The sequence below is a fragment of the Pollutimonas sp. M17 genome, from assembly GCF_025836975.1.
Lineage (GTDB): Bacteria > Pseudomonadota > Gammaproteobacteria > Burkholderiales > Burkholderiaceae_B.
The window spans coordinates 3,036,694-3,060,112 of the sequence record NZ_CP107548.1 but is presented as its reverse complement, the minus strand read 5'-3'; the positions used below and the strand labels follow the sequence as shown (position 1 = coordinate 3,060,112).

The following is a 23,419-nucleotide window of genomic DNA, read 5'->3' as shown; positions in this document are numbered from 1 at the left end:
TACTTTCTTCTTTTTTAACGCGCAGCGTGGGAGATTCAACTTGCAAATTCAAGATGTGAAACTTGCGGTAGTCGGTTTGGGCTACGTTGGCCTGCCTCTGGCAGTCGAGTTCGGCAAGAAGCGGTCGGTGTTGGGCTTCGATATCAATGCGCGCCGCATTGCAGAGCTGAAGGAAGGCCGCGACCACACGCTCGAGGTGGAGTCCAAAGAGCTGGCCGAGGCCGGCCAACTGCAATTCACCCACGAAGCCGAGCACCTGGCGCAGGCCAATGTGTTCATCGTGACCGTGCCGACCCCCATCGACGAATACAAGCAGCCCGACCTGACGCCCCTGATACGCGCCAGCGAGACCATAGGCAAGGTGCTCAAGCGCGGCGATATCGTGATCTACGAATCGACCGTCTATCCGGGTGCGACCGAGGAAGTCTGCGTGCCGGTCCTCGAGCGTGTTTCGGGCCTGCGTTTCAATGAGGATTTCTTCGCCGGCTACAGTCCCGAGCGCATCAATCCGGGCGACAAGTCGCACCGTGTGTCCACCATCAAGAAAGTCACGTCGGGCTCCACGCCGGAAGTGGCCGACCTGATCGACGAGCTGTACGGCCAGATCATCGTGGCCGGCACGCACAAGGCGCCGTCGATACGCGTGGCCGAGGCGGCCAAGGTCATCGAGAACACCCAGCGGGACGTGAACATCGCGCTGATCAACGAGCTGGCGCTCATCTTCAACAAGATGGACATCGACACCCAGGCCGTGCTCGAGGCAGCCGGCACCAAATGGAATTTCCTGCCCTTCCGCCCCGGCCTGGTCGGCGGCCACTGCATAGGCGTGGATCCCTATTACCTGACCCACAAGGCGCAAGCCATCGGCTATCACCCGGAGATCATCCTGGCGGGCCGGCGGCTGAACGACTCCATGGGCGGCTATGTCGTATCGCAGCTGGTCAAGACGATGACAAAACGGCGCATACAGGTGCAGGGGTCCAAGGTGCTGGTCATGGGCCTGACCTTCAAGGAAAACTGCCCCGACCTGCGCAATACCCGTGTCGTGGACATCGTGCGCGAGCTGGGCGAATACAACATCGACGTCGATGTCTACGATCCGTGGGTGGATGCCGGCGAAGCCATGCATGAGTACGGCATCACGCCTATCGATAGCCCGCAAGCCGGCTCCTACGACGGCATTATTTTGGCGGTGTCGCATGAACAGTTCGTGGCCATGGGGTGCCAGGCCATACGCGCCCTGGGCAAGCCCGAGCATGTGCTGTACGACCTGAAGTACGTGCTGGACGCCCACGAGTCCGATCTGCGGCTGTAAGGAAGGGGGATTTATGACTACACGCTATCAGGAAGTAACGGCCAGTTTGCAGTCCCAGCCCAAGACGTGGCTGATCACGGGTTGCGCCGGCTTCATCGGTTCCAACCTTCTGGAAACCTTGCTGCTCATGGGCCAGAAGGTGGTGGGGCTGGATAATTTCGCGACCGGGCATCAATACAATCTGGACGAGGTCCGGAAAACGGTCGAGCCGGCCCAGTGGGCCAACTTCACTTTCCACGAAGGCGACATCCGCGATCTGGACACCTGCCGCAAGGCGGCCTCGGGCGTGGACTACGTCCTGCATCAGGCGGCGCTGGGTTCCGTGCCTCGTTCGCTGAAGGACCCGATCACCACCAACGGCGTGAATATCGACGGTTTCCTGAACATGCTGGTCGCCGCGCGCGATGAGCAGGTGCAATCCTTCGTGTATGCGGCGTCCAGCTCCACTTACGGCGACCACGAGGCCCTTCCCAAGGTCGAGGACCGCATAGGACGGCCGCTGTCGCCCTACGCCGTCACCAAATACGTCAACGAACTGTATGCCGACGTGTTTGCGCGCGCCTACGGCTTCGGCAGCATCGGGCTGCGCTACTTCAATGTCTTCGGCAAGCGCCAGGATCCCAATGGCGCCTATGCCGCCGTGATCCCCAAGTGGATCGCCGCCATGATACGCGGCGAAGACGTGACGGTGAACGGCGATGGCGAAACCAGCCGCGACTTCTGCTTCATCGATAATGTGGTCCAGGCCAACATCCTGGCGGCGCTGGCCCAGCCGGACGGTGTGAACCAGGTGTACAACGTGGCCTATAACGCCCGTACCAGCCTGAACGAGCTCTTCAACTACCTGGCCCAGGCCCTGGGCAACAACGGCATTGCGTACGACAAGCAGCCGGTCTATGCCGACTTCCGCGCGGGCGACGTGCGGCATTCCCAGGCGGACATCAGCAAGGCCAGGCAATTGCTGGGGTACGAGCCCATGCACAACATCGTGCAGGGGCTCGAGGTGTCCATGCCCTGGTATACGCAATTCTTGCGTTGATTTGAAAACCCTGGCGCGGCGGCTTTCCAGTCTGCACTCCGATCACAAGCGCATTGCACAGGGTGCGATGCGCGTGGCCTTTTTCCTCTTGCTGGGCAAGGCGGCGGGCGCGTTCAAGGAAATGGCGGTGGCCTACCGCTACGGCATCAGCGCCGCGGTGGATGCCTACCAGTTCACCATGACCATGGCGAACTGGCTGCCGATCACCATCGTGGGCGCGCTCTCGGTCGTGCTGATCCCGGTGCTGGTGCGCACACGCCGCGAAGCGCGCGCCGGCCGGGCACGCTTCCTGGGCGAACTCCAGGGCTGGATCATTGCGGCGGGCACGGTGCTGGCCGTCGCCATTTATGTGGCCTGGCCCTGGGTGCTCGACCTGGCGGGGCGGAGGCTGTCGCCCGATGCCGGCCGGATGAGCAGGGAGCTGACCCTGGCCTTCGCGCCGGCGGCCCTGCTGACCCTGATGACCGGCATCAGCGCCGCGCGGCTGCGCGCGCACGAGCGGCACATCAATACCCTGCTGGACAGCGTGCCGGCGGTGGTCATATTGATCTGGGTCCTTTTGGCCGCCACGGTGGACGACATAGGGCCTTTATTATGGGGAACGCTGGTCGGCTACCTGATCCAGTCGGCATGGCTGCTCTGGCTGGCGGCCAGGGCGGACGGCATGTGGGGGCGGCCGCGCCTGAGCCTGGCTTCGCCGCACTGGCCGGAGCTGGTCAAGGCGGCAGGCATCATGCTGGTGGGGCAGGTGGCCATGAGCTTCGTGGGGCCTATCGACCAGTACACCGCGGCCAATCTGGGCAGCAATGCCAACGCGACGCTGGGCTACGCCAGCCGTTTGCTGTCCCTGCTTCTGGGGGTGGGCGCGGCTTCGGTGGGGCGAGCGGCCTTGCCGGTCCTGGCCGACATCCACAGCCGCGGAGACCGGGCCAGGGCGCGCTCCACCGCGCTGAAATGGTCGGTGCTGATGGTGGCGGCGGGTGCGCTGGTCACCTTGGCGGGCTGGGTGCTGGCCCCCTGGGGCGTGGCGCTGCTGTTCGAGCGTGGGGCATTCACGGCGCAAAATACCGAGGCCGTGGCGCAGGTGCTGCGCTGGGGCCTGCTGCAGCTGCCTTTTTATTTCGGGGTTCTGATATTGGTGCAACTGCTGGCCAGCCAGAATCGCTATCGCATCATGGCCGCCATCGCGGTGGCCAACTTTGCCATCAAGGCCGTCATGAATCCGCTGCTGGCTCCGCACATGGGGCCGTCCGGCATCATGCTGGCGACCAGCATCATGTACGCTTTGTCGTACGCGTGCTATGCGGCCGTGGCCTTGCGGCCGCCGGCCGCGCCGGCGGCATCCGCTCCGCTTTAGAAACACAGGTATTGCATTGAGTCATTCTTTCCATCCGCCTCATCTCATGATCGTCATCCACTCCCTGAGCGGGGGCGGGGCCGAACGGGTTGCGGCCGACCTGAGCGCCCATTGGGTCCAACGGGGCTACAAGGTCACCGTGGTCACGCAGGCGGACGCCAGCACCGATGCCTATCCCTTGCATCCCGAGGTAAGCCGCCACGCGCTGGGCACCGCGGCGCCCAGCACGGGGCGCCTGTCCGCCGTGCTGGCCAATCTGCGGCGCGTCTGGAGCCTGCGCCGGCTGATAAAGCGGGAGCATCCAACGGTCGTGCTGGGCATGATGACGACGGCCTCTGTGCTGGCGATCGCGGCGGCGCGCGGGCAGCCTTGCCGCGTGATCGCCACGGAACACACGCATCCGCCTTCGCAAGAGCTTCCCGCGATGTGGGAGCGGCTGCGCCGCTGGGCATATCCCCAGGCCAGCGCAGTGGTGGCCTTGACGTCGGGCACGGCCGCCTGGCTGGAAAAGCACGTGCCCGGATCGCGCCTTGCGGTCATTCCGAATGCCGTGCGCTGGCCGCTGGAAAGCACCGAGCCCGTGGTCGAGCCGCCGCCTCGCCATGGCCGCTACCGCGTGCTGGCCGTCGGGCGCCTGCATCCCCATAAAGGCTTCGACATTCTGATCCGGTCCTTTCAGGAGCTTGCGGCTCATTTTCCCGAGTGGGACCTCATCATCCTGGGCGAGGGCGACTGCCGCGCGGACTTGCAGGGCCAGATCGATGCGGCGGGCCTGGGCGAACGCATCAGCATGCCGGGCAGGGTAGGCAACGTGACCGACTGGTACATGCAGTCCGATCTGTATGTGCTCAGTTCGCGGGTGGAAGGCCTGTCCAATACCTTGCTGGAAGCCATGGCCAGCGGGCTGGCGCCCGTGGCCTTCGACTGCGAGACCGGCCCGCGCGAAATCGTGCGCAATGGCATCGATGGTGTCCTGGTCAGCCCCGCGGACGACAGCGAGGCGCTGGCGGCCCACCTGTCCGACTTGATGGCTCATCCGGAAAAGCGCGAGGCCTATGCCCGGCGAGCCGTCGATGTGCGAGATCGTTTTTCCACTCCCCGCATCATGGCATTGTGGGGCAATTTGTTTGAGGGGCATTGACGCCGCCCGGCATCCGGAGGCGTAAGCGAGCGGACTATGTGTGGAATCGTAGGCATTTGGGGCGCATTGCCGGACAAGCGGGCGCTGATCGGCGGCGGTTGCCGCCGCATGCATCATCGCGGACCGGACAGCGAGGGCTATTGGGAGGACGAGGGCGCCGGACTGGCTCTGGGGCACGTCCGCCTGGCCATACTCGACCTGACTCCCGCCGGCCATCAGCCCATGGTGTCGGCCTGCGGGCGGTTCGTGCTGATATTGAACGGCGAAATCTACAATCATATGGAGTTGCGCACGCGGCTGGAGGCGCAGGAGAAGGCGCCGGCCTGGCGCGGCCATTCCGATACCGAGACCGTTCTGGCCGCCTTCGCGGCATGGGGTATTCAGGAGACTCTGGAATCGGCCGTCGGCATGTTCGCCATGGCATTGTGGGACCGCCAGGAGCGTGAACTGACGCTGATGCGCGACCGCATGGGCGAAAAGCCCTTGTACCTTGGATTCGCGGGAGGCAATTTTGTGTTTGCCTCCGAGTTGAAGGCGCTGGACGGAGTTCCCGGCTTCGGCCGGGAGTTGGACCGCAGGGCCTTGTCGCTGCTGCTGCGCCATAACTATATCCCCGCTCCCTACAGCATCTACAGCGGTATCGGAAAGCTGGAGCCGGGTTCATGGCTGACGCTGTCCGGGTCCCACTTGCATCAGGCGGCCCTTCCCGCCGCGCGCCGGTACTGGTCCGTCCAGGAGGCAAGGCGCGAGGCCTTGGAGAGACCCTTGTCTTTCGACTCGGACGAGAAGGCCGTGGATGCGCTGGACGAAGTGCTGGCTACGGCCGTCAAGGGGCAGATGATCTCGGACGTGGCCCTGGGGGCCTTCCTGTCGGGCGGCATCGATTCATCGGTGGTGTCGGCGCTGATGCAAAAGGCCAGCAGCCAGGCGGTCAGGACTTTCTCCATCGGCTTCGACGACCCCGCCTTCAACGAGGCCGAGCATGCCAAGGCCGTTGCCGCCCACCTGGGAACCTCGCATACCGAGCTGTACGTCAGCGCCCAGGATGCGCTGGCGGTAGTGCCGGATCTGGCAGCCATGTACGACGAGCCCTTTGCCGATTCGTCGCAGATACCCACCGTGCTGGTTGCGCGCATGGCGCGCCGGCATGTCACCGTGGCGCTCTCGGGCGACGGCGGGGATGAACTGTTCGGCGGCTATTCCCGCTATTTCCGGGCGCAGCGCTGGTGGGACAAGCGCCAGGCCGTGCCCGCCATGCTGCGCGGCCCGATGGCGCTGGCGGCCCGCGCCGGGGCGGGCATGATGCCCATGGGTCGCGGGCGCGATCAAGTGCTGAAGCTTTCCGAAGTGCTGGGGGCCGGGCACGCGGGGCTCTTCTACCGGCAGTTCGTGTCGTACTGGAAGCAGCCGGCCGAGGCGCTGATAGGCGCCGATCTGCCGCAGACGCCGTTCGACGCGCCGCCGCGGGACGCCCTGTTCGAGCATATGATGCTGCTGGATGCGCAGACCTACCTGCCCGACGATATCCTGGTGAAAGTCGACAGGGCGGCCATGGCCGCCAGCCTGGAAACCCGTGTACCCATGCTGGATCATCGTGTGTTCGAGTTTGCGCAAAGCCTGCCTCTGGGCTACAAAGTCCGGGACGGCAAAGGGAAGTGGCTGCTGCGTCAACTGCTGTACCGCTATGTGCCGCGCGAACTGGTGGACCGTCCCAAGAAAGGCTTTTCCGTGCCGGTGGCGGCATGGCTGCGGGGCCCCTTGAAGGATTGGGGGGCCGCCTTGCTGGATCCCGCGCGTTTGCGCGCCGATGGACTCTTTCACGCCGCGCCCATCGTGCGCAAATGGGAGGAGCATCAGCGCGGAACGCATGACTGGGGCACGCATTTGTGGAGCATTTTGATGACGCAGGCCTGGCTGGATGGAAACAAGACCAATACCGCGAAGGGGTAGCCATGAAGATACTGTTCTTTGTCAGTTCCATGCATGCGGGCGGGGCGGAGCGCGTAGCCGCCACGCTGGCTAGCGGCTGGGCGCGGCGCGGCGACCTGGTCACGCTGGCGCCCACCTACACGAAGAAGGGCAATTGCTTCTACAGTTTGAATCCGGCCGTCCGGCTGGTCTGGCTGGCCGACCGCATGGGCTGGCTGGGACGTACGCTGTTTCCATCGATCAGCAAATGGTTCGCCGTCCGGCGGCTGGTCCGTGAAACCAATCCCGACGTCATTATTTCCTTCCTGACCAATGTGAATGTCGTGGTCCTGTTCGCCACGCGCGGATTGGGCGTGCCGGTCATCGTCTGCGAGCGCACCAACCCCGCGTTCAGCAGCAGCGCGGGCGCTTTCCTGCAGCGCTTGCGGCGCGTCAGCTACCCATGGGCGGACGCCGTGGTGCTGCAATCGCAGGACAGCCTGGCCGCATTCACGCAGATGGTCCCCGGGGCCAAAAAACTGGAGGTCGTGCCCAACCCGTTGCCGCCCGATTTGCGCGACCTCAATCTGGCCCCGGCGGCGTCCGCATCGGACCGGCGCCTTGTCCTGGCCATGGGCAGGCTGGTGCCGTTCAAGCGCTTCGATGCCTTGATTCAGGCGTTCGCGGCGCTGGCCGGCGATTATCCCGACTGGGATCTGGCCATATGGGGCGACGGGCCTCAGCGCGATGAACTGACGCAGCAAATACAGGAAACCGGCCTGGCTGGGCGCATCTCGCTGCCGGGGCGGACGGAGCAGCCCTGGCAGGAAATGGCCAAGGCGGATATTTTCGTGTTGACCTCCGAGGTCGAAGGCTTTCCCAATGTGCTGCTGGAAGCCATGGCGCTGGGGCGGGCCTGCGTCACGGTGGATTGCCCCAGCGGTCCCCGGGAGCTCAGCCAGGATGGCAAGTACGCTTTGCTGACGCCCCTGGGCGATCAGCCGGCCCTGTGCCGCGCCATGGCACAGCTCATGGACGATTCCACCCTGCGCGATGTCATGGGACGGCATGCGGCCGCCTCGGTGCAAGAGCGCTACGGCCTGTCCGAGATCCTGCTGCGCTGGGACGAGGTCATCGCCAGGGCCATGCCGTCAGCCGTGGAAGAAAGCAAGGTGGCTGGATGAGCGCAGGGCGGGACGACAAGCAGGAAGCACCCTTGCAGGTGGTCCACATTATTTCGGGCCTGGGCCTGGGCGGGGCGGAAACGGTCCTGCATCGCCTGCTTTCCGCCCCGACCCAGCCGGATCGCCATCAGGTGATCTCCATGGGCGGCCCCGGCGTGTTCGGGCCCCGGCTGCTCGAGGCCGGCATACCGGTCCACACGCTGCATATGGACAGCCCGGCCGGCATGCTCAAGGGCGCTTGGCGCATGTACCGGCTCTTGCGCGAATTGAATCCCGATGTGGTCCAGACCTGGATGTACCATGCGGACTTGATCGGCGGCATCGTGGCGCGCCTGGCGGGCATCAAGGCCGTGTCCTGGGGCATACGCAATTCGGGCGCCGATCTCCATAAAAGCAGCGTGTCCGCCCGCTTGTTTTCATGGCTGTGCGCCCGCTTGTCGGGCTGGGTGCCGGCGGTCATTGTCTCCTGCGCCGAGAACGCCGCGCGGCGCCACCGCCAATGGGGCTATCGCGCCGACCGGATGCTGGTCATTCCCAATGGCTACGATCTTTCGCGCTGGCGCGGCGATGCGCAGGCGCGCATGGCCGTCAGGGAGGAGTGGGGCGTGCCCGCCGATGTCCCCGTGATCGGAAGCGTGGCGCGCTGGAATCCGCTCAAGGACCATGCCAACCTGCTGGCCGCATTCGCGCTCAGCGTCCGCCGCCACCCGGCCATGCGCTGCGTCCTAATCGGCCACGGCATGGAAGAGTCCAATCCTGAATTGATGCGGCTTCTGGATGGCCATGGCCTGCGCGGCAAGGTGATCCTGATGGGGCGCCGCGACGATGTGCCGCGCTTGATGAACGGGCTGGACGTGCACGTGCTGTCCAGCCGCGCCGAAGGCTTTCCCAATGTGGTGGCCGAGGCCATGGCCACCGGAGTCGCTTGCGTGGCGACCGACGTAGGCGATGCTGCCGTCATTCTGGGCGCCGCGGGCTGGCTGGCGCCCGCGCAGGATGCGGCCGCTTTGTCGGCGGCCATCGACCAGGCGGCGCAGGCGCTGGGCACGGCGGAGCACGCCGACCGCGTGGCGCAAGGCCGGGAACGCGTCGGCAGCCTGTTCAGCCTGGAGGCCATGGTCGATGCCTACCACGTGGTGTGGCGCCGGCTGGCGGACGATTTTCCCCGCCGCGCTGGGGCCAGCGGCCTGTTGCGGGACGGCCGGGAGGCGCCGGAACAGGGCGGGGCGGCCCGCCGCCTGCTGTTCGTGGTGAACAACCCTGCTTTCTTCCTGTCGCACCGCCTGCCGCTGGCGTTGCGCGCCAAGGAGGAAGGCTACGAAGTGCACGTGGCGACCATGAACGGCCCCTCGGTTGCGCGTATCGTCGAACTGGGCCTTGCGCATCATGCGATACCCATGTCGCGCAGCGGAAAGAATCCGGTTCAGGAAATCAGCAGCCTTTACGCGTTATGGGCCTTGTTTCGCCGTCTGCGGCCGCAGCTTGTCCATGCCGTCACCATCAAGCCAGTCCTGTATGGAGGCATCGCCGCCAGGCTGGCCGGCGTGCCGGCGTACGTCGCCGCCATTTCCGGCCTGGGCTTCATCTTCACGCGGCCGTCTCGGGGAGTCGATTTTCTGCGCATGGCCGCCACCGTGCTGTATCGCCTGGCGCTGGGCCATCCCAACAGCCGCGTGATTTTCCAGAATGCGAATGATCGCGACGTCTTGCGCAAGGCCGGCGTGGTCCGTATGGAGCAGGTCGTGCTGATTCGAGGCTCGGGCGTGGACCTCGATGAGTTCCAGGCCCGGCCGGAACCCGAGGGGCCGCCCGTCGCCATCATGGCGGCGCGCCTGCTGCGCGACAAGGGAGTGCTGGAGTTCGTCGACGCCGCGCGCGCGGCGGCGTCCGATCCCAGCGGCCTGCGCTGGGTGCTGGCGGGCAGCCCCGATCCCGGCAATCCGGCCAGCATAAGCATGGAGCAGTTCGAACGCTGGCGGCAGGAAGGGGTGGTGCAGTGCCTGGGCGAGCGATCCGATATCGCCGACCTGTACGGCCAGGCCCATATCGCCGTGCTTCCTTCTTATCGCGAGGGCTTGCCCAAGTCGCTGGTCGAGGCGGCGGCCTGCGGCCGCGCCGTGGTCACCACCGATGTGCCGGGCTGCCGCGACGCGATCGAGCCAGACTTGTCCGGCCTGCTGGTGCCTGCGCGCGATGCCGGGGCGCTGTCGCAGGCCGTGCTGCGCCTGGCCCGGGACGGCGACCTGCGGCGCAAGATGGGAATCGAAGGCCGGCGGCTGGCCGAACGCGAGTTCGACATCCGCAAGGTGGCGCAGGCCCACCTGGATATCTACGAAACGCTGTTGGCTGACCGCTGATTCGTTAGCCGGATGGCCGGCGCAGCGGCAACGGCAATCAAAAAGGCAGGACGATGTCGGGCGCCAGGGCGGTCAGCGCCTGGCGGAACTCGTCCATGATGCGCTCGAGGTCTTCGGCGGTATCGCCCTCGAAGCGCAGGACGATGACCGGCGTGGTGTTGGAGGCGCGCGCCAGGCCGAAGCCGTCGGCATACTCGGCGCGGACTCCGTCTATGGTGCTGATATTGGTGGCGCTGGGGAACTGGCCTTCTTCCTGCAGGCGCGCGATCAGGGCGTGGGGCTGGCCTTCCTGCATTTCCAGCTTGATTTCGGGCGTGGAGATATCTTTGGGCAGGGCTTCCAGCACGGTCCAGGGGCGATCATGGGCGGACAGGATTTCCAGCAGGCGCGCTCCGGCGTACAGGCCGTCGTCGAAACCGAACCAGCGCTCCTTGAAGAAGATGTGGCCGCTCATTTCGCCGGCCAGCGGGGCGCCGGTTTCGGCCAGCTTGGCCTTGATCATGGAATGGCCGGTTTGCCACATCAGCGGCTTGCCGCCGGCCTGCTTGATGGCGCGTGCGACGTGGCGGCTGCATTTGACGTCGAAGATGATGGTGGAGCCGGGCTGGCGCTGCAGGACGTCTTGCGCGTACAGGATCAATTGGCGGTCGGGCCAGATGATTTCGCCCGAAGGCGTGACCACGCCCAGCCTGTCGGCATCGCCATCGAAGGCCAGGCCCAATTCGCAGCCGCTTTCCTTTACGTGCCGGATCAGGTCTTCCAGGTTGTGGGGGTCGGCCGGGTCGGGGTGGTGGTTGGGGAAACGGCCGTCGACCTCGCAGTACAGCTCGTCGACCTCGCAGCCCAGCGCCCGGAACAGGCGCGCCGCCACGGCGCCGCCCACGCCGTTGCCGCAATCGATGGCGATTTTCATGGGACGCGCAAGCGTGATGGTGCTGCGGATATGCTCGACATAGGCGTCCAGAAGATCCAGCTCGCGCCGGGTTCCGGGTGCGATGGCGTCGACGGGTTCGGGCGCGGCCATGATCTGCGCCAGCTTCTGGATGTCGGCGCCGTACAGTGTCTTGCCGTCCATCATCATCTTGAAGCCGTTGTAGTCGGGCGGATTGTGACTGCCGGTGATCGCGACGCCCGAGCCGGTATGCTGCGTGTAGGCGGCAAAGTAGACGACGGGGGTGGGCACCATGCCCAGGTCCAGGGTGTCGATGCCGCCTTGCATCAGTCCGTTCTGCAGTCCCTGCGCAAGCTCGGGGCTGCTCAGCCTGCCGTCGTAGCCGACCACCAGTGTGCCGACCCCTTCGGCGCGCGCGCGTTGCGCCAGCGCCAGGCCCAGCTGGTGAGCGAACTCGGCGTTCAATTGACCGGGCACGGTGCCGCGGATATCGTAGGCTTTGAATACGGCGGCGGGTAGCGGTGCTTGGCGGGTCACGGTGTATCCTTGAATGGCTTGTCCAATGGCTATGATTATCCCGGATTATGCCGGGCCCTGCTGAAAGAAGGGGATTGCCCGGTAAGGATATGTAAGGCCATTAAAATAATGGCCGCAGACGATTTTTGTTTCTTGAAAGAAGGCGCGCAATGAGTCGATTAGACGAACTGGTTCAGATGCTGGGCTCCCAGTATGTATTGACGGGCGGCGATGCCGAACCTTATGTGGTCGATTGGCGCGGCCGCTATAGCGGCACGGCCCTGGCCGTCGTCAAACCCGGGTCCACGCAGGAAGTGGCCGAGGTCGTGCGCTGGTGTGTCGCGCACAAGGTGCCCATGGTGCCACAAGGCGGCAATACGGGCTTGTGCGGCGGCGCCACGCCGGACGCCAGCGGCGCGGCGCTGGTCATTTCGCTGACACGCCTGAATGCGATACGCGCCATCGATACCGATAACGACACCATGGTGGTGGAAGCCGGCTGCATCCTGCAGGCGGTCCAGCAGGCCGCGCGCGACGCCGACCGCCTGTTTCCCCTTAGCCTGGCCGCCGAAGGCAGTTGCACGCTGGGCGGCAACCTGGCCACGAACGCGGGGGGCACGCAGGTCCTGCGCTATGGCAATGCGCGCGAGCTGGTCCTGGGCCTGGAGGTCGTCACGGCCGACGGCGATATCTGGCACGGCCTGCGCGGCCTGCGCAAGGACAACACCGGCTACGATCTGCGCAATCTGTATATAGGCAGCGAGGGCACCCTGGGCATCATCACGGCGGCCACGGTTAAGCTTTATCCCGTGCCGGTGGCCCAGTGCACCGCCCTGCTGGCGCTGGACTCGGTCGAGGACGCGGTGGCCGTCCTGTCGGCGGCGCGCAAGGGTTTCGGCGCGGCCCTGACGGGGTTCGAGCTGATCGCGGGCAACTGCCTGCAAGGCGTCACCCAGTGCTATCCGCAGCAGCGCATTCCCTTCGAGGGCGAATCGGCCGCCAAGCCCTGGTACGCCTTGCTGGAGCTGTCCGACAGCGAAAGCGCGGAGCATGCCCGCGAGCGCTTCGAAGCCATCGTCGGCGATACGATCGAGGCGGGTCTGGTGCAGGATGCCGTCATCGCCGAAAACATCAGCCAAAGCAAGGCCTTGTGGCACCTGCGCGAAAGCATACCCCTGGCCGAGAAGGCATTCGGCAAGAGCATCAAGCATGATGTGTCGATTCCGGTTTCGCTGATCGCCGAATTCGTGGAAACCACCAACGCCGCCCTGCAGCAGCATTTTCCCGGCATAGAGCATGTGATCTTCGGCCATCTGGGCGACGGCAACCTGCACTACAACGTGGCGCGCGGCCAGGCCTACACCGAAGACCAGCTCCTGGCCATGCAGTACGACATCTACGAACTGGTGCACGATAGCGTGCATCGATTCGGCGGTTCGATCAGCGCCGAGCACGGCGTGGGCCAGCTCAAGCGCGATGCCCTGCCCAAGTACAAGGATCCGGTCGAGCTTGCCCTTATGCGCCGGATCAAGCAGGTGCTGGACCCTCACCAGCTGATGAATCCCGGCAAGGTGCTGGTGCCCTGATGCGCGCCCGAGCCGCGGCCACGCGCTGAGTTCCTGCCGCCATGAACGCGCCGAAACCCAGGGTGTTGCTGGTGGAGAACGACTTCACCGTGGCGCAGAACCTGTACGGCTATCTTGAACTCAAGGGCTTCGCGCCGGACGCGGCCTACGACGGCCATGGCGCGCTGGGGCTGCTGGAAGCCGGCGAGTTCGATGCCGTCATCCTGGATATCGGCCTGCCGGGGCTGGATGGCTACGGCGTACTGCAGGCGATCCGCCGCGGCCGCCATGCGGGCCTGCCCGTCCTGATGTTGACGGCCCGCGGCCAGCTGGAGGACAAGCTGGCCGCTTTTGAACTGGGCGCCGACGATTACCTGGTCAAGCCCTTCGCGCTGGCCGAGGTCGAGGCGCGCTTGAGGGTCATGCTCAGGCATGCGTCGGGCGTCCATCGGGAAGCCGTCCCGGCGTTCGCCGGCATCGCCTACGACGCGGATACGCAATCCCTGCGGGTGCATGGCAAGGCCGTCCGCCTGACACGCAAGTCGCTGATCATCCTTGAACTGCTGCTGCGCCATGCGGGCGCGCTGGTGCCGCGCCGGCGGCTCGAGCAAGCGCTGTGGCCGGATGAGCCGCCCTCGGACGAGGCGCTGCGCAGCCAGATGCATTTATTGCGCAAGGCCTTGCAGGAGGCCGGCTACGACGGCATCGAGACGGTGCACGGCCAGGGATGGAAATTGAACGATCCGGGCGGCGCTCCATGATGGCGCGCTATTCCCTGATGCAGCGCGTTACCTGGGCGCTGACGGGGTCGGCCACTCTTTTCGTGGTCGTGTTGTGCGCGGTGTTCTATCTTTCCTTCGATCAGATGGAGGACGATCTGGTCAATGCCGTCCTGGCGACCGAAGTGGAGCACATGCTCGGCCGGCTCGAACAGGGCCAGGCCATACCCACCCAGCAAAGCCAGACCGAGCTGGGGGCGCAGTTGCAGACCTGGCTGATCGACGGCCGCGGCGACGAAGCCCTGCTGCCCGCGCCCTTGCGCGGCATCGGCCTGGGCACGCATGTGCTCGGCCCGGGGGATCAGACCTGGCACGTGCTGGTTGCGCAAGCCCCGAAGGGCACCCTGTACGTGCTCTACGACGCCACGGCCCACGAGGCGCGGGTGCATGAGTTCGGCTGGATCGTCCTGATCCTGGGGGCGGTATGCATCGCGGCGGTCTTTGCCCTGTCCAGGTGGCTGGCCGGCCTGGTGGTGGGGCCGCTGCTGGACCTGGCCGACCATCTTTCCAACTGGGCTCCGGGCGCGCCCGACATTTCCGTGCGGCGCGACGACGAGGTGGGGCGCCTGATCGAGACGTTCAATCGGGTGCAGGGCCGTGTCGAAGAATCCCTGGCCTTCGAGCGCGAGTTCGCCTTCAACCTGAGCCATGAAATCCGCGGCGCGCTGGCGGCGCTGCGGACCGATGCGGAGATGCTGCTCCTTGACGATGCAATGGCTTCCACCAGCCGCCGGCGCCTGGAGCGCATGGTTGCGCAGGCCGATCTGATGGCCGGCAGCATCGCCAGCGCCGAGAGCCTGTCGCGCGATCTGCCGGCCGTGGACAAGGAGATCGACCTGCGCGAGTGCCTGGACGAGGCCTGGCTGGCCTTCGAGGCGGAGGCGCGGCGGCGCGGACTGGACTTCGCCAACGAGATTCCAGCCGGCATGAGGCGGGTGCTCGATCCCTATGCCTTCCTGACCGTGGTGCGCAACCTGATGCGCAACGCGGCCGAGCACGCGGCGCCGGCCACGCTGCGCGCGTCATGCCTGGACGACCACACCCTGGCGTTTTCGGACGACGGCCCGGGCATTCCCTCCGATGCCCTGCCTTTGCTTTTCGAGCGCTATTTCAGCACGCGCCGCAAGGACGCCATGGCCGATGGCCAGGCGCCCGATACGGCCGGAATCGAGGGGTCGCGCCGAGGCCTGGGCCTGGCCATCGCCCGCCAGATGTGCAAGCGCAAGCATTGGACCTTGACGGTCGAGTCCAGCGTAGCGGGACCCGGCAGGGGCACGACCTTCATCTTGCGGCTGGGCGACGGGCCGGCTGCCCGGCCTTACTGAGCCCGGCTGACCGGCCGTTCAGGCATTCGACGTTTATTTCACGCGGGCGGCTGTATCGTGTGGCCTTTCCGGCGTCCTGCGCCTGGCGTGGAGCCAGGAGGCCGCACACGCCCTGTTCGGGATGGATTCATGAGCCAGCCGGCGAGCATGCATTATCAAAAACCCTTCTTTTATGTATTGACCCAGGTGTTGGGCTTGAGCCTGCTCATGGGATGGCTGGCGTATACGGTGCAGCACTCGCCGCTGGACCTGGGCTTGACACGGTATTTCTACGATGCGTCCGGCCACGGCTTTCCCTGGCGGCATCAGCCTTTCGTGTACGCCATGGGCAAGTTCGTGGTGTGGCTGGTGCCGATAGGCGGTGCCTTGTTCTGCGGCGCGGCTGCCGCGCTCAGCTACCGGATCAAGGCGCTTGCGCCGGCCCGCAGCGTCCTGTGGGCGCTGTTTGCCGTGTTCTGCCTGGTTCCGCTGCTGGCCGGCGGGCTGAAGCACTACACCGCCTTGCCGCGCCCATTCGCCCTGGCCATGTTCGGCGGCTACGTGCAGTTGCCGCCGGGCTTCTGGGCGGCGGCCGGGGAGCCGGGCGGCGGGGCCCTGCCCAGCGTGCATGCGGCCACCGGCTTCTCCGTGCTGGCCCTGTATTTTGCGGGATGGGCCCTGGGCAGCCGCCGCATGCGCTGGCTGGGACTGGCGGGCGGCCTGGCGTTGGGCGGACTCTTCGGCGGATTGCGCATCATGCAGGGAGCGCATTTCCTCAGCCAGGTCATGTGGTCGCTGGCCTTTGTATGGTGCGTATGCAGCGTGCTGTTCTATCCGCTTATCGTCACGTCCCATCGCGGTGCGCCGGACGGCGTCCATGGTCATCGCCTGGACGATATCTGGAGGCATCTGTCCATCGTCCAGGTGCGCCGGCGCAATACCTTGACCGTATACGGCGTATTGCTGGTCTGCCTGCTGCCTTTCCTGTCCTCGACCTGGCCGGCCGAGTCGTGGATGCATCAGGGGGTGGAATGGACGGGCCTTGGACTGATCCTGCTGGCGATCGCGGGCCGGTGCTGGTGCATTCTGTACCTGGGCGGGCACAAGGGCGCCGAATTGATCGATCAGGGGCCGTATTCGATCAGCCGCAATCCCTTGTACCTGTTCTCGATGCTGGCGGTGGCGGGCATAGGCGCCCAGTCGGGCAGCCTGTTGCTGGGTCCCATCCTGACGCTGTTCGTGTATGCCGTGTTCAACAATGTGATTGCCGAAGAAGAGCGCTTGCTGAGCAAGGCGTTCGGGCAAGGCTATGCCGACTACTGCGCACGGGTTCCGCGCTTCGGGCCGCGCCTATCGGGGTGGAAGAGCCAGGAGCAGGTGCTGATTTCGGTGTCGGGCCTGGGGCGCACGATACGCGATGCCGTACCCTATCTGCTGGCGCTGCCCCTGTTCGAACTGATCGAATGGGGGCAGGGGACGGGATGGTTTCCCGTGTTGATACGCCTGCCGTGAATCGGACGTTCGAGAACGGCGGCCTTGCGGGCCGCCGTATCCATTGTGCCGCGGCCGTCGATCAGCTTCGGGCCGGCAGGACGGTGCCTGCGCATTCGCCCAGACTGATGGCGGGGTAGCCGGACTTCTGGCAGACGGCGCGCAGGATCACCTGGTCGTGGTCCTGCAAAAAGACGCGCTCTTCACCCCAGGGCAGCTTGACGGGATGCTTGCCGCCCTGGTTCAGTTCCAGCAGCGAGCCTTCCTGGCCCTTGCCGGGGCCCGACAGCGTGCCCGTGCCCAGCAGGTCGCCGGCTTGCAGATTGCAGCCGTTGACCGTGTGGTGGGCCAGCAACTGGGCCACGTTCCAATAGGCTTCCTTGAAATTGCTGCGCGACAGCAGGGCCGGGTCGGCCTTGTCGGCGCGCGACTTCTGCGTGGTCAGCAAGACCTCCAGGGCGATGTCGAAGGCGCCGGCCGCCTGGTTCTGCCCGGAACTGAGGTAGGGCAGGGGCTGCGGATCGGCGGCGTCGCGCTCGAAGGCCACGCGGAAGGGCGCCAATGCCTCGAGAGTGACGATCCAGGGCGAGATCGTGCTGGCGAAGTTCTTGGCCAGGAAGGGACCCAGGGGCTGGTACTCCCAAGCCTGGAGGTCTCGCGCGGACCAGTCATTCAGTATGCAAAGGCCGAACACATGCGACTCGGCCTCGCCGATGCCGATGCGTTCGCCCTGGGCGTTGCCCTGTCCGACGAAAATGCCCAGCTCCAGTTCGTAGTCCAGCCGCTGGCAAGGGCCGAAGCCGGGCGTGCCATTCTCCTGCGTGGGACGCGTCTGGCCGACGGGGCGTGGAAAGGCCTGGCCCGAAACGCCGATGCTGGATGCGCGTCCGTGGTAGCCGATGGGCACCCATTTGTAGTTGGGCAGCAGGGGATTGTCGGGGCGGAACTGCTTGCCCACCGATGTGGCATGGTGCAGAGAGATATAGAAATCGGTGTAGTCGCCGATGCGGGCGGGCAGGCCCATTTCCACGCCGGACACATCGGCCAGCAGGGGCTCCAGCACGCCTTGCAGCGCCGCGCCGCTGCGCAGGGCGCGCGACAGCTCCAGGCGCAGGGCCGACCAGTGGGCCTGGCCCAGGCTCATGAGTCCGTTCAAGGTATTGGACTTGCAGGCGGCCAGGGCTTCACCCGCGGCGCCGGTCCAGGATGCGGCGTGGGCCAGCGCGGCGAGATCCAGCACCTTATCGCCGATGGCGACGCCGGGGCGGAAATCCTGCGTCGTGCCCGCGGGGCGGAAAACGCCGAAGGGCAGGTTCTGGATGGGGAAGCCGTTGTCCTTGACGTTGGCGGACGCGACCCAGCTTTGCAGCGCCGGGTCATGGGTTTCGTTCAGATAAGACATGCTTGAATCCTGTGATGCGAGTGTGCTGTCCCGGCCCTAGGGCTTGCTGGGGTCGAAATGCTTCTGGATGCCGGACCAGGCGTCATCGTAATCCGTTTGCAGCGTTGGCGAGGAAAGGGCCGCGGCGGTGGGGCGGATGACGCGTCGCGTCTCGAACATGAATGCCATGGTGTCGCGGATGCGGGTCGGCTCGCTCAGGTCGGCCGCGGAGGCTTTCTCGAAGGTCTCGGCATCGGGACCGTGCGGGCTCATGCAGTTGTGCAGGCTGGCGCCGCCGGGCGAGAAGCCGTCGGCCTTGGCATCGTAGACGCCCTGGATCAGGCCCATGAATTCGCCGGCGATGTTGCGGTGGAACCAGGGCGGCCTGAAGGTGTTTTCCATGGCCAGGACGCGGGGCGGGAAGATGGCGAAGTCCATATTGGCCGCTCCCGGCGTGTCCGAAGGCGAGGTCAGCACGGTGAAAATGCAGGGGTCGGGGTGGTCGTAGCTGATGGAGCCTATGGTATTGAACAGGCGCAGGTCGTATTTGTAGGGCGCGTTGCTGCCGTGCCATGCGACCACGTCCAGCGGCGAATGGCCCAGCGTCGTGCGCCAGAAGCCGCCGGTGAACTTGGCGATCAGTTCGCACTCGCCCTCGCGGTCTTCGTACCAGGCGACGGGAATCTTGAAGTCGCGCGCATTGGCCAGGCCGTTGGACCCGATGGGACCCAGTTCGGGCAGGCGCAGGGTGGCGCCGAAGTTCTCCAGCATATAGCCGCGCGCCGACGAGTCCGGCAATTCGACGCGGAAGCGAACGCCCCGGGGAATGACTGCGATCTCGCAGGGTTCGACATCGATCAGGCCCAGCTCGGTGGCCAGGCGCAGGCGGCCTTGCTGCGGAACGATCAACATCTCGCCGTCGGCGTTGTAGAAGTAGCGGTCCTTCATGGACCGGTTGGCGGCATACAAATGGATGCCGACGCCGCTCAGGTCGTCGCTGTGGCCGTTGCCGGCCCAGGTTTGCATGCCTTCGATGAAATCCGTGGGCTCGGCGGGGATGTCCACGGGATTCCAGCGCAGGCGGTTGGGCGTGACGGGCCCGTCGCCGTAGCGGCTGGTCCACCGTTTTGCGCCGTCGAACGGTTCGAACGCCTTCTGCAGCGCCGCCGGACGGATGCGGTAAAGCCAGGAACGGCGGCTTTCGGCGCGCGGCACGGTGAATGCGGTGCCGGACAGCTGCTCGGCATACAGGCCGTAAGGGCAGGTTTGCGGCGAGTTGCGGCCCTGGGGCAGTGCGCCGGGCAGCGCCTCGGTGGAACAGTTGTTGCCGAAGCCGGTCTGATATTGCAGTGTGCTCATGGCGGGAATTCCTGAAAAATGTCAGTCGGCGGACTGCACGGTGTTGCGGGCTGTTTCCAGAGCCTGGGCAAGCACGCCCAGATCGCCGATGTGGTTGGACAGCAGCAGGACCAGCGCGGCGTTCATGGCGTGGCTTTGCTCTGTGCTCAAGTCGCGGTGCGCCTCGATGAGCTGTTCATAGAAGTCGTCGGGCGCGGAAAAATTGGATTGCGTATTCAATCGGTTCATGGCCTGGCCTCCATGGGCGAGCACGTTGCGCGCCGTAAGGCGTTGCGGATGGACGGCGCATCCGCCTCGCGCCAGCGGGCGGCGATATGCTGGTCGGGCCGGATCAGGTAGCAGGCGCCCTGGACGGCGTCGTAGCGCCGGGCCAGCGTCATTTGCCTGTCCACCACGCAGGCGTATCCGTCGGGGGCGCGCTGCGCCAGGGCGGGCGATAGCACCAGCAGCAGCTTCAGGCCCAGGGGATCGTCTTGCAGGCCGGCCAGTTCGCGCAAGGCATCGGCGTCGGGAATGCCGGTATTGCAGAACAGGGCCAGCACGAATCGGCCCGACAGCTGTCCCAGCCACCAGTCCAGCTGTCCGTCTATCGTGATGGGCCCGTCGGGGGCCACGCCTCCCAGCGGCGGCGCGCCGGAAAAATCGGCGGTATCGGGCGTATTCAGGCTGGATGCGGTGTACGACGTCGGCATGGAAAGCCGGCCGCTGTTGACCAGCTTGCGCGCAAAATCGTGATGCTGCGCCAGCTTCAGGACGGTGTTCCTGAACAGCAGGCTGATCTCGCTTTTGGGTGTGATGAAATCCGTGGAGCGCGACGAGTTCAGTATGTTCTCGTCGGCCGCCTGCTCGCGTTCGGCCGCATAGCTGTCGATAAGGGTTTCGGGCGCCAGCCCCTGGCTGACCAGGGCCAGTTTCCAGCCCAGGTTGTCGGCATCCTGCACGCCGCTGTTGGCGCCGCGCGCGCCGAAGGGTGATACCCTGTGCGCGGCGTCGCCGGCAAAGACGATGCGTCCATGGCGGAAGCTGTCCATGCGTTCGCAGGCGAAGGTGTAGATGCTGACCCATTCCAGCTCGAACCGGGTGTCCTTGCCCAGCAGCGCCTGGATGCGGGGGATGACGTTTTCAGGCTTGACCTCTTGCACCGGGTCGGCGTCCCAGCCCAGCTGGAAGTCGATGCGCCAGACATTGTCGGGCTGGCTGTGCAGCAGCACCGATTGCCCGGGATGGAAGGGCGGATCGAACCAGAACCAGCGTTCGGTGGGGAAGTCGGCCTGCATGCGGACGTCGGCGATCAGGAAGCGGTCGCGAAAAACGCGCCCGTGGCTTTCCTGGCCTATCATTTTCCGCAGCGGTGAGCGCGCCCCGTCGCAGGCCACCAGCCAGTCCGCCGCCAGCGTGTAGGGGCCGTCGGGCGTGTCCACCGTAAGGGCGACATGGTCATCGCGCTGTTCGACGGCGACGGCCTTGTTCTTCCAGCGCAGTTCTATATTGGGATGACCGGCCGCCTGTTCGTACAGGAAACCTTCGCAATAGTATTGCTGCAGGTTGATGAAGGCCGGCCGACGGTGGCCCTGCTCGGGCAGCAAGTCGAAACGCCAGACTTCGTCGCCCTTGAAATAGACCCGGCCGACATTCCATGAAATGCCTTTTTGCACCATGCGTTCGCCCACGCCCAGGCGATCCCACACGTCCAGCGTGCGCTTGGCGAAGCAGATGGCGCGCGAGCCCGTGGACAGCCGGTAGTCGTCGTCGATGACGACGACCTTCAGGCCCCGCTGCGCGAGGTCCAGAGCCATGGACAGGCCGACCGGACCCGCGCCCACGACGGCAACCGCATGCCGCGCCGTGTCGGGCGCGCTGCGCGGCGCATAATCGAATTCCAGGGCCTGGTAGTCGATGTCTCCCACCCCTTGCTCCTCGTCCATGTGCGGTGGCGGCCTGTTTACTGGCCTTCGAGCTGCTTCCACATTTCGATATCGCGTTCCGCCGTCCAGATGCGCGGATCGTCGTAGCCCGTGGCTTCGTCGTAGGCGCGCGAGACGTCGAAGGGCATGCAGTGGTCGAAGATGACCCAGTCGGCATAGCGCGGCTTCATGAAATCGTAGGTTTCGCGGTAGATGGCCTTCAGGTCCTTGCCCTCGGCCACGCCGGTATTCACGCAGGTGTACAGGTCCGTCAGGAAGGCGCGCGTGCCGGCCAGGCCCTTGCGCACTTCGTCGGCCGACTTCAGGGCGGGGCCGCGTCCGGGCACCATTTTTTCGGCATTGAATTCGGCCAGCGTGTCCAGGGTGTGCGGCCATTCGCGGAAGTAGCAGTCGCCCGCGTAAGGGGTGGACTGATACTCGACCAGGTCGCCGGCGAACAGGATGCGCTGCTCGGGCAGCCAGGCGATGGTGTCGCCCTTGGTGTGGCCGCGCCCCACTTGCAAGATCTGGACTTCCAGATTGCCCAGGTTGACCGTCATTTCGCCGTCGAAGGTGATGGTGGGCCAGGTCAGGCCGGGAGGCACGGATTCCACGTTGCGGAACAGGCGTGGGAAACGACCGATCTCGCTGGCCTTGTCCTGTTCGCCGCGCTCGACGATGAGGTCATAGGTGTCGCGGCTGGCGATGATTTCCTGCGCGTTGTAGGCCGATGCGCCCAGCACCCGCACGGCATGGTAGTGCGACAGCAAAATGTACTTGATGGGCTTGTCTGTCACTTCGCGAACGCGGCGGATGACGTCTTGCGCCATCACGGGCGTGGCCTGGGTGTCGATCACCATGACGGATTCATCGCCGACGATGATGCCGGTATTGGGATCGCCTTCGGCCGTGTAGGCGTAGGCGTTGTCGGATAGCTTTTCGAATGAAACGACCTTGTCGTCGAGGTCGGCGTGGGACGCGAACTGTTTGCTCATGGGTAGATCTCCGTTGATGGGCAGAATATATCGTATTGTTTGTTTATATGCAATGTATTCGTTATAGACGAATTTAGTTCATCGGCGCTGGCATTTTGGGCAGAAATAGCTGGCGCGCTGGCCCTGGACGATGCGCCGTATGGGGGTCGAGCATTCAATGCAGGCTTGTCCGGCTTTTTCGTACACCGCCGCGTGCATCTCGAAGTAAGCGCCCGGCTGGCCGGTGGCATTGACGTAGTCGCGCAAGGTGCTGCCGCCCGATTCCAGTGCTTCGCTCAGCGTCTGCCTGACCGCGGCGGCCAGCGCCGCGCAGCGGGCGCGCGATACGGTGCCCGCGGGTGTGCGGGGGTTGATGCGGGCCCGGAACAGCGCTTCCGAGGCGTAGATATTTCCCACCCCTACGACGATATGCCCCGCCAGCAGCGCCTGTTTGATGGACAGCGTCTTGCCCCGCAGCTTGCCGTACAGATAATCGGGCGTGAACCGTTCGTCGAAGGGCTCGATGCCCAGGGTGGCCAGCAGCGGATGGGCGGCAATGGGGCCGTCGGCGGCATCGTGCCACAGCACGGCACCGAAGCGGCGCGGGTCGTGCAGAAGGAAGCGGGCATGGCCGAAGATCCATTCGGCATGGTCATGCTTGCGCCGTGGCTCGTTCTGCGGCGTCCGCCGCAGCGAGCCGGACATGCCCAGGTGAATGATCTGTGTGCCATGATCGAAATTGATCAGCAGGTACTTGCCGCGGCGTTCGCAGGCCAGCACCGTCCGGCCGCTGATCCTGTCGGGCAGATCGGCGGGAATGGGCCAGCGCATGCGCGGCTCGTGGACCACAAAGCGCTCGAGCACGTGGCCGGGCATAATCGTCGCTATTCCGCGACGCGTCGTTTCGACTTCTGGCAGTTCAGGCATGAGGGGGTGATAACATCTTTAAATCT

General features: G+C 65.4%; 18 protein-coding genes and 1 pseudogene. 12 read left to right on the top strand and 7 right to left on the bottom strand.

Features of this window, described 5'->3' with window-relative positions:
- The first annotated feature begins 40 nt into the window (after positions 1 to 40).
- The 8 genes and pseudogenes from tviB (at position 41) to OEG81_RS18085 (ending at position 10,301) form a co-directional block, all read left to right on the top strand.
- Positions 41 to 1,315, top strand: a complete 1,275-nt coding sequence (gene tviB / locus OEG81_RS14405; protein ID WP_264129967.1) for a Vi polysaccharide biosynthesis UDP-N-acetylglucosamine C-6 dehydrogenase TviB — start codon at positions 41 to 43, stop codon at positions 1,313 to 1,315.
- A gap of 13 nt (positions 1,316 to 1,328) precedes the next feature.
- Positions 1,329 to 2,354 carry an SDR family oxidoreductase gene (locus OEG81_RS14400; RefSeq protein ID WP_264129966.1) on the top strand — a complete coding sequence of 342 codons (1,026 nt, stop codon included), beginning with the start codon at positions 1,329 to 1,331 and terminating at the stop codon, positions 2,352 to 2,354.
- Between the two features lies 1 nt (position 2,355).
- Positions 2,356 to 3,711: a murein biosynthesis integral membrane protein MurJ gene (gene murJ, locus OEG81_RS14395; RefSeq protein WP_264129965.1), complete on the top strand. Its 1,356-nt coding sequence runs from the start codon at positions 2,356 to 2,358 to the stop codon at positions 3,709 to 3,711.
- 46 nt (positions 3,712 to 3,757) lie between these two features.
- Complete coding sequence (locus OEG81_RS14390; RefSeq protein WP_264132607.1) at positions 3,758 to 4,852, top strand: glycosyltransferase family 4 protein; 1,095 nt, start codon at positions 3,758 to 3,760, stop codon at positions 4,850 to 4,852.
- A 36-nt stretch (positions 4,853 to 4,888) separates the two neighbouring features.
- On the top strand, positions 4,889 to 6,802 hold the full coding sequence (gene asnB, locus OEG81_RS14385; RefSeq protein WP_264129964.1) for an asparagine synthase (glutamine-hydrolyzing): 1,914 nt from the start codon (positions 4,889 to 4,891) through the stop codon (positions 6,800 to 6,802).
- A gap of 2 nt (positions 6,803 to 6,804) precedes the next feature.
- Entirely contained in the window at positions 6,805 to 7,944 is a 1,140-nt protein-coding gene (locus OEG81_RS14380; protein ID WP_264129963.1) for a glycosyltransferase family 4 protein, read from the top strand.
- Positions 7,941 to 8,918: pseudogene (locus tag OEG81_RS18090) on the top strand (glycosyltransferase); the annotation flags it as partial. The gene OEG81_RS14380 and the pseudogene OEG81_RS18090, both read left to right, overlap by 4 nt.
- Positions 8,919 to 9,134: 216 nt before the next feature.
- A complete protein-coding gene (locus OEG81_RS18085) occupies positions 9,135 to 10,301 on the top strand; it encodes a glycosyltransferase family 4 protein (protein ID WP_317135383.1) in 1,167 nt (388 codons plus the stop codon).
- A 37-nt stretch (positions 10,302 to 10,338) separates the two neighbouring features.
- Here the strand turns inward: OEG81_RS18085 and OEG81_RS14370 are convergent, their stop codons facing one another.
- Positions 10,339 to 11,730 (bottom strand): phosphomannomutase/phosphoglucomutase, encoded by a 1,392-nt coding sequence (locus OEG81_RS14370; RefSeq protein ID WP_264129961.1) that lies wholly within the window; start codon positions 11,728 to 11,730, stop codon positions 10,339 to 10,341.
- Between the two features lie 149 nt (positions 11,731 to 11,879).
- Here OEG81_RS14370 and OEG81_RS14365 point away from each other — a divergent pair, with 149 nt between their 5' ends.
- The 4 genes from OEG81_RS14365 to OEG81_RS14350 all read left to right on the top strand — a co-directional run bounded on the left by OEG81_RS14365 (position 11,880) and on the right by OEG81_RS14350 (position 16,869).
- A complete protein-coding gene (locus OEG81_RS14365) occupies positions 11,880 to 13,295 on the top strand; it encodes an FAD-binding oxidoreductase (protein WP_264129960.1) in 1,416 nt (471 codons plus the stop codon).
- Between the two features lie 41 nt (positions 13,296 to 13,336).
- Positions 13,337 to 14,035 carry a response regulator transcription factor gene (locus tag OEG81_RS14360; protein ID WP_264129959.1) on the top strand — a complete coding sequence of 233 codons (699 nt, stop codon included), beginning with the start codon at positions 13,337 to 13,339 and terminating at the stop codon, positions 14,033 to 14,035.
- Positions 14,002 to 15,378 (top strand): sensor histidine kinase, encoded by a 1,377-nt coding sequence (locus tag OEG81_RS14355; protein WP_264129958.1) that lies wholly within the window; start codon positions 14,002 to 14,004, stop codon positions 15,376 to 15,378. The genes OEG81_RS14360 and OEG81_RS14355 overlap by 34 nt, the downstream gene beginning before the upstream one ends.
- A gap of 129 nt (positions 15,379 to 15,507) precedes the next feature.
- Positions 15,508 to 16,869 carry a phosphatase PAP2 family protein gene (locus tag OEG81_RS14350; protein ID WP_264129957.1) on the top strand — a complete coding sequence of 454 codons (1,362 nt, stop codon included), beginning with the start codon at positions 15,508 to 15,510 and terminating at the stop codon, positions 16,867 to 16,869.
- A gap of 61 nt (positions 16,870 to 16,930) precedes the next feature.
- On the opposite strand, the gene fahA is transcribed toward OEG81_RS14350, so the two are convergent.
- The 6 genes from fahA to mutM all read right to left on the bottom strand — a co-directional run bounded on the left by fahA (position 16,931) and on the right by mutM (position 23,393).
- A complete protein-coding gene (gene fahA, locus OEG81_RS14345; RefSeq protein WP_264129956.1) occupies positions 16,931 to 18,250 on the bottom strand; it encodes a fumarylacetoacetase in 1,320 nt (439 codons plus the stop codon).
- A 36-nt stretch (positions 18,251 to 18,286) separates the two neighbouring features.
- Positions 18,287 to 19,588 (bottom strand): homogentisate 1,2-dioxygenase, encoded by a 1,302-nt coding sequence (gene hmgA / locus OEG81_RS14340; RefSeq protein WP_264129955.1) that lies wholly within the window; start codon positions 19,586 to 19,588, stop codon positions 18,287 to 18,289.
- 21 nt (positions 19,589 to 19,609) lie between these two features.
- Positions 19,610 to 19,816: a DUF2783 domain-containing protein gene (locus OEG81_RS14335; RefSeq protein ID WP_264129954.1), complete on the bottom strand. Its 207-nt coding sequence runs from the start codon at positions 19,814 to 19,816 to the stop codon at positions 19,610 to 19,612.
- Positions 19,813 to 21,495 carry an FAD-dependent oxidoreductase gene (locus OEG81_RS14330; RefSeq protein WP_264132606.1) on the bottom strand — a complete coding sequence of 561 codons (1,683 nt, stop codon included), beginning with the start codon at positions 21,493 to 21,495 and terminating at the stop codon, positions 19,813 to 19,815. Before OEG81_RS14330 ends, OEG81_RS14335 begins: the two co-directional genes overlap by 4 nt.
- A 35-nt stretch (positions 21,496 to 21,530) precedes the next feature.
- Positions 21,531 to 22,487 carry an MBL fold metallo-hydrolase gene (locus OEG81_RS14325; RefSeq protein ID WP_264129953.1) on the bottom strand — a complete coding sequence of 319 codons (957 nt, stop codon included), beginning with the start codon at positions 22,485 to 22,487 and terminating at the stop codon, positions 21,531 to 21,533.
- Positions 22,488 to 22,565: 78 nt separating this feature from the next.
- Positions 22,566 to 23,393 (bottom strand): bifunctional DNA-formamidopyrimidine glycosylase/DNA-(apurinic or apyrimidinic site) lyase, encoded by an 828-nt coding sequence (mutM, locus tag OEG81_RS14320; RefSeq protein ID WP_264129952.1) that lies wholly within the window; start codon positions 23,391 to 23,393, stop codon positions 22,566 to 22,568.
- Between the last annotated feature and the right edge of the window lie 26 nt (positions 23,394 to 23,419).

Excerpts from the sequence above, each read along its gene's own strand:
- OEG81_RS14400 (WP_264129966.1), top strand. The coding sequence starts at position 1,329 with ATGACTACACGCTATCAGGAAGTAACGGCCAGTTTGCAGTCCCAGCCC.
- OEG81_RS14390 (WP_264132607.1), top strand. The coding sequence starts at position 3,758 with ATGATCGTCATCCACTCCCTGAGCGGGGGCGGGGCCGAACGGGTTGCG.
- asnB (WP_264129964.1), top strand. The coding sequence starts at position 4,889 with ATGTGTGGAATCGTAGGCATTTGGGGCGCATTGCCGGACAAGCGGGCG.
- OEG81_RS14380 (WP_264129963.1), top strand. The coding sequence starts at position 6,805 with ATGAAGATACTGTTCTTTGTCAGTTCCATGCATGCGGGCGGGGCGGAG.
- OEG81_RS14365 (WP_264129960.1), top strand. The coding sequence starts at position 11,880 with ATGAGTCGATTAGACGAACTGGTTCAGATGCTGGGCTCCCAGTATGTA.
- OEG81_RS14360 (WP_264129959.1), top strand. The coding sequence starts at position 13,337 with ATGAACGCGCCGAAACCCAGGGTGTTGCTGGTGGAGAACGACTTCACC.
- OEG81_RS14355 (WP_264129958.1), top strand. The coding sequence starts at position 14,002 with ATGGAAATTGAACGATCCGGGCGGCGCTCCATGATGGCGCGCTATTCC.
- OEG81_RS14350 (WP_264129957.1), top strand. The coding sequence starts at position 15,508 with ATGAGCCAGCCGGCGAGCATGCATTATCAAAAACCCTTCTTTTATGTA.
- fahA (WP_264129956.1), bottom strand. The coding sequence starts at position 18,250 with ATGTCTTATCTGAACGAAACCCATGACCCGGCGCTGCAAAGCTGGGTC.
- hmgA (WP_264129955.1), bottom strand. The coding sequence starts at position 19,588 with ATGAGCACACTGCAATATCAGACCGGCTTCGGCAACAACTGTTCCACC.
- OEG81_RS14335 (WP_264129954.1), bottom strand. The coding sequence starts at position 19,816 with ATGAACCGATTGAATACGCAATCCAATTTTTCCGCGCCCGACGACTTC.
- OEG81_RS14325 (WP_264129953.1), bottom strand. The coding sequence starts at position 22,487 with ATGAGCAAACAGTTCGCGTCCCACGCCGACCTCGACGACAAGGTCGTT.
- mutM (WP_264129952.1), bottom strand. The coding sequence starts at position 23,393 with ATGCCTGAACTGCCAGAAGTCGAAACGACGCGTCGCGGAATAGCGACG.